1 protein-coding gene and 2 pseudogenes are annotated in these 5,525 nt (G+C 59.4%); all 3 read right to left on the bottom strand.

Annotated features, from left to right (window positions below; all coding sequences use genetic code 11):
- Nucleotides 1-914 precede the first annotated feature (914 nt).
- The 3 genes and pseudogenes from AC0L3C_RS36085 to AC0L3C_RS36075 all read right to left on the bottom strand — a co-directional run bounded on the left by AC0L3C_RS36085 (nt 915) and on the right by AC0L3C_RS36075 (nt 5,438).
- Nucleotides 915-2,120 (bottom strand): acetyl-CoA C-acyltransferase, encoded by a 1,206-nt coding sequence (locus AC0L3C_RS36085; RefSeq protein WP_473410397.1) that lies wholly within the window; start codon nt 2,118-2,120, stop codon nt 915-917.
- 86 nt (nt 2,121-2,206) lie between these two features.
- Nucleotides 2,207-4,265 (bottom strand): annotated as a pseudogene (locus AC0L3C_RS36080) (3-hydroxyacyl-CoA dehydrogenase NAD-binding domain-containing protein).
- Nucleotides 4,258-5,438 (bottom strand): annotated as a pseudogene (locus AC0L3C_RS36075) (acyl-CoA dehydrogenase family protein). The pseudogenes AC0L3C_RS36080 and AC0L3C_RS36075 overlap by 8 nt, the downstream one beginning before the upstream one ends.
- Nucleotides 5,439-5,525: the final 87 nt, after the last annotated feature.

Genomic DNA, 5,525 nt, shown 5'->3' with positions numbered 1-5,525 from the left:
TTCTTAACAACGAGCGTCTCGCCGTCATAAGTCTTCTGAATATTCCAAAACCTAACAAACGCATCGTGTGTGCGTGGTATCAACTCTCGTTCCTCCCGTGCGTCCAGCAACTCTGAGTGCCGGAGCGCCCGTAGCCTCTTGTACCTTTTCGAGAGGCAGAGAACGCAACCGCTCGAAGACACCTTCGTGTTCGTCAAAGACACTTCGCTCGCATCGCCAGCTCTGCGACTGATGGACGGCTCGGTCGGCTTTCACGAAAAGTTAGCCAATTTTGGAGCAGATTTCCGCGAAAGGAGAGGCTCTCGGTGTCGAATTTCTGCGTCGGGCCGGCAAACTCGACGTTTTGCGCTAGCCTCATAGGGGTGAGTTAATGCCTTAACCGTTTATCCCAAGCGAGAACAAAAAACACGTTCCACGCTGTGCGCTTTCGTTCGCCGCTCTTTATTCACGCGCGACAACAGTTTGCCGCGTTGCTCGGACAGCGCAGTAACTTTCGATCGACCGCAGAAACCTTCTCCGCGCACGCGCAACCGGTTCATGGCTCGGGCCGCGGATGCAGCTTGATGTCCATTGGCGTCGATCGAACGGTTTTAGCGCGACGACCGAAAGTTCGCCGATACCGTCGCGCCACGAACGTCTCGTGAGCTTGGCGTAAATGCTCAGCCACCCGCCCGACGTTCGAAGTCACCGCAAAGAGCAGCCACGAGCTGCGGCTCCGACCGCATGATCGGCACGAAGCCTTGGAAGCGAAATCTCCTTTATGACGCGCCGACAGCCAGTACGCCCGATCAACGCTGTACCTTGGAGCTCCCCAACGCTCCAGGACGCAGCCTCTCCTTGCTCGAACCGGGCACGTGAGATCGCGAAAACGCCGGTTTCTCAAATCCGATAATACGCCACCAACTCACTAGGGCTCAGAAGATTTCGAACAAGCCTGCAGCGCCCATGCCGCCGCCGACGCACATGGTGACAACGCCGTACTTCGCGCCGCGGCGCCTCCCCTCGTACATCAGATGAGCTGTGCAACGGGCACCGGTCATTCCATAGGGGTGACCGATCGAGATTGCGCCGCCCGAGACATTTAATTTTTCGTTCGGGATACCTAGCTTGTCGCGACAGTAGAGCACCTGGGAGGCAAAGGCCTCATTCAGTTCCCACACGTCAATGTCCTGGACCCTGAGGCCGTTGCGTTCGAGAAGCTTCGGGATCGCGAAAACCGGACCGATGCCCATCTCCTCGGGCCCGCAGCCGGCGACAGCCATGCCGCGGTAAGCACCGAGAGCCTTCAGGCCGCGCTTCTCGGCCTCCTTACGTTCCATGAGCAGGACCGCCGCAGCGCCGTCTGAGAGCTGGCTGGCGTTGCCAGCCGTGACGTATCTGCCTTCCTTCACGTAACGGCCGCCTTTGAAGACAGGAGACAGCTTCTTGAGGTCGTCTAGCGTGGTCCGCGGCCGATTTCCCTCATCGGCGGTGATCACAACCTCCTTGTCAGCTGTCTCGCCCGTTTCCTTGTTGACTAGCACTTTCATCACCGATCTGACCGGAACGATCTCGTCAGCGAAGCGGCTTTCGGCCTGAGCCCTGGCGGTGCGGAGTTGGGACTCAAGCGCGTACTCGTCTTGGGCCTCGCGGCTGATGCCGTAGCGCTCCGCTACGATCTCTGCCGTCTCGATCATCGAAACCCAAAGCTCGGGCACGTGCTCGGTTAGCCAGGGATCGAACGCCATGAAGTGGTTTGACCTGTCGTTCTGCACCAGACTGATCGACTCTAGGCCACCACCAATGGCGATCGGAGCCCTATCCTGGACGATGTACTTGGCCGCGGTTGCCACAGCCATCAAGCCCGACGAACACTGACGGTCGATCGTCATGCCGGAGACGGCGTTTGGCAGGCCGGCGCGCAGGGCGGCCTGCCGGGCAATGTTGTTGCCCGTAGTGCCCTGCTGCATCGCGGCCCCCATGATAACATCATCAACTTCGTCCGGATCGATACCCGCTTGGGAGATGACGGCCCTGATTGCCTCGCCGCCGAGGGTAGCGCCATGGGTGTTGTTGAAGGCGCCACGATAAGCTTTGCCGATCGGAGTCCTTTTGGCGGCGACGATAACAGCTTCACGCATTGGGTCGGGTCCTTTAACTCTTCCCCTACGGGGAACACAGGCGGCGATTTGGGCAAAGAGGTATTCTAAATTAAGATTCTGGGAGACTACGCTGGTCGTTTAAAGTCGGCGAACTTTTTACCTTCCGCGACTAACTGCTCAAGCAAACTGGCTGGCTTGAAATCGTCGCCGAGAGCGGCGTGGAGTGCCTTCATCTTGGCGAGGACCCTATCTAGGCCGATCTGATCGGCGTAGTACATTAGACCGGCCAGCCGAAGCCATAGACCATGATCACGTCGATGTCGCCAGGTCGCGACGCGACGCCCTCCTCAAGGATCCGCGCGCCTTCATTAATCATAGGGTACATCACGCGTTCGATGATTTCGTCTTCGCTAACGGCGCGACGCTTGCGCCCCAGGCGAGTTAACGTCTGCTCTATCATTGTTTCGACCTCGGGATCCGGTATCGCGGTCCGGGAGCCCGCTTCATACTTGTACCAGCCCCTTCCGGTCTTCTGACCAAAGCGGCCTGCTTCGCACAGCGCATCCGCGATCTCCGATTTGCTCCCCCGATCCTTGCGTGAGAGCCAGCCGATATCCAACCCGGCCATATCGCTCATCACGAACGGTCCCATCGGCATTCCAAACTTCGTCAGGGCCGCATCGACCTGCTGCGGCAGCGCGCCCTCAAACAGGAGCTTATCCGCCTGCTTGCCGCTCTGATCATACATGCGATTACCAACGAACCCATGGCAGACGCCTACGACGACCGGCACTTTGGCGATATTGCGCGAAATCGAGCTCGCGGTCAGCAGCGCCTCCGGCGCAGTTCGCGAGCCGCGCACGATTTCACACAATTTCATGATGTTGGCAGGCGAGAAGAAATGCATCCCAAGCACGTCCTGCGGACGTTTTGTCTCTCTCGCGATTTCGTCGATATTGAGATAGGATGTGTTTGACGCAAGCAACGCGCCGGGCTTGGCGTATCGGTCGAGCTGGCGAAAGACTTCCCTCTTCACGGCCATCGTCTCAAACACCGCCTCAATGATGAGGTCAGCATTCTTTGCATTGTCGACGCCAACTGCGCCGTTGATCAGCGCCATCCGTGTGGCCGGAGCTTCCGCGGGGATCCTGCCGCGAGCAGCGGACGCGTTCCAGGTTTCGTGGATCAAACTCAGGCCCCGCTTGAGCTGCGCTTCCGTGGTCTCGATCAGGGTCACAGGAACACCGGCACTGGCAAATGACATTGCGATGCCACCTCCCATTGTGCCGGCCCCGACGATTGCGACGCGCGCAATTTGGCGCGGCATTGTTCCGTCCGGGACACCAGCGATCTTGTTCGCTGCACGCTCGGCGAAGAAGGCATACCGCTGCGCCTTGGACTGATCGCTTTCGACGAGCTTACGGAAGGCCGCGACCTCCTTTTTAAGCCCCTCTTCGAATGGTAGGTCGATCGCGGCGCCAATTGCGTCAGCGGCAGCGAATGGCGCTTCCGCCCCGCGGGCTCGCCTAGTCATCGCAGTGACGGCTCTCGTGAAAATCGAGCGGTCGGCGCTTGCCGCGGCGAGCTTTGTATCGTCGTCGCGAAGCATGCACAACGGCAGCTGCTCCGCCAGGACCTTACGAGCAAACGCTTCACCGCCCGTCGCCGGACTTTCCACGATTTCCTCGATCAGACCGGTATTCAGCGCCTCTGCCGCGGTGATCGGATCACCACCTACGATCATCTTGACTGCAACCTCCACCCCAACGGCGCGAGGGAGGCGTTGCGTTCCACCACCGCCTGGCAGCAGACCCAACTTGACCTCGGGCAATCCGAGCTTGGCGTCCTTGGTCGCGACGCCAATGCCAGCTCCAACCCTCCACCGAGCGCGTTGCCGTGGATGGCAGCCACAATGGGCTTAGGCGACCCCTCAATTACGGTTAGAAGCTCGTCCCACGACGGTGTCTGCGGCGGCTTGCCAAATTCGGTGATATCAGCACCCGCAATGAAGGTGCGGCCAGCGCACGTCAAAACGATCGCCTTCAGCTCACGGTGGGCGATCGCCAAATTCATACATTCCAAGATGCCGCCGCGGACCGCGGCGCTTAGCGCGTTTACGGGAGGATAGTCGACGGTGATAATAGCGACCTCATCATGATATTGGAGTTTCACTACCTTATTCATGCGACAACATCCCGCTTTGTGTTGCATCCTTTTGATCGCTGATCGGTCCCCCGAGTGAAGCCAGCCGCCGGAGATGATGTTCCGGCATCGCCGAACAAAGCGTCTATCCTGATCACGCGCTTGAAGTAGTGGCCGGCGATGTACTCCATGGTCATGCCGACGGCCATGCAACTTGATCGACTGCTGCCCGATCGCCTTAGCCGACTGACCGATTTGAAACTTGCCGCCGAGATCGCCCGTGCGCGCTCCGTCGCATCTCCTTCGACTGCCATCATCGTGGCGTACATCGCCATGGATCGCGGCTGCTCAAGTTCGACGAACATGTCGACGGCTCGATGCTGAAGCACTTGGGAGGAGCCAATAACTTTGCCGAACCGCTGGCACGTCTTCAGCTGTGGCAGCGTGACCGGCATTGTTGCGAAGCAGCCCATGGCTTCCGAGCAAAGAGCTGCGGTCATCTCCTTCGCGACCCTTGAGATGACTGGAAAGGCGCCCGCCGGCTCTCCAGTGACATTTACGGGTTGAACGCGCACATTTTCGATGAGATTTCGGCTGCGCAGGCCATCCTGCGTTGGATAGCCACGGCGCATCAGGCCACGCGCATCGCAATTGACCAGGAACAGGCCAATCCCTTTCTTTTTCCCGCCGCCCTCCCGCGGTTCGCGCCGACACGATGATTTTGTCGGCGCCATCGCCATGGAGCACAAGTCCTTTGACCCCACTCAGGAACCAGCCGTCGCCGTCCTCCTTCGCCTCCGTTTCGACCTGAAACAGATCGTAGCCCGAATGTTCTCGGCGCAGGCGAACGCGAGCTTTATCCGCCCTTTCGCAATAGCCGGGATCAGCTCGGTCTTTTGCGCATCGCTCGCCCCATGCCGCAGGATGCCTCCCAACGAGCACTACAGTCGCAAAGTAGGGCTCAAGGATCAGTGCGTTGCCGGACTCCTCCATCACAATCATTATTTCGACCGCGCCACCGCCGAAGCCGCCATACGGCTCCGGAAACGGCAGCGTCAGAAGCCCGAGTCCGGCATACCGCGCCCAAATCGCCTCGCTAAAGCGGAGCTTTTCGCCCTGGTGCTTGCGTCGACGATCGAAGCCGAAATGTTCGGCCATCGGCCGGTGAACGCCGCACTTAAGAAGCCGCTGCTCCTCCGAAAAATCAAACTCCACGCGTGAAGTCTGACCTTGCCCCCAAGTTTTATCCAGTTCTGAGTTCGCCCCGGCGGTTGGATTTGCCCTCCTGGGCGGTGGGAGCGA

The organism is Bradyrhizobium sp. WSM4872 (assembly GCF_055811715.1).
Note: the sequence above shows the minus strand (reverse complement) of the source record. Positions and strands in the feature narration are given on the sequence as shown.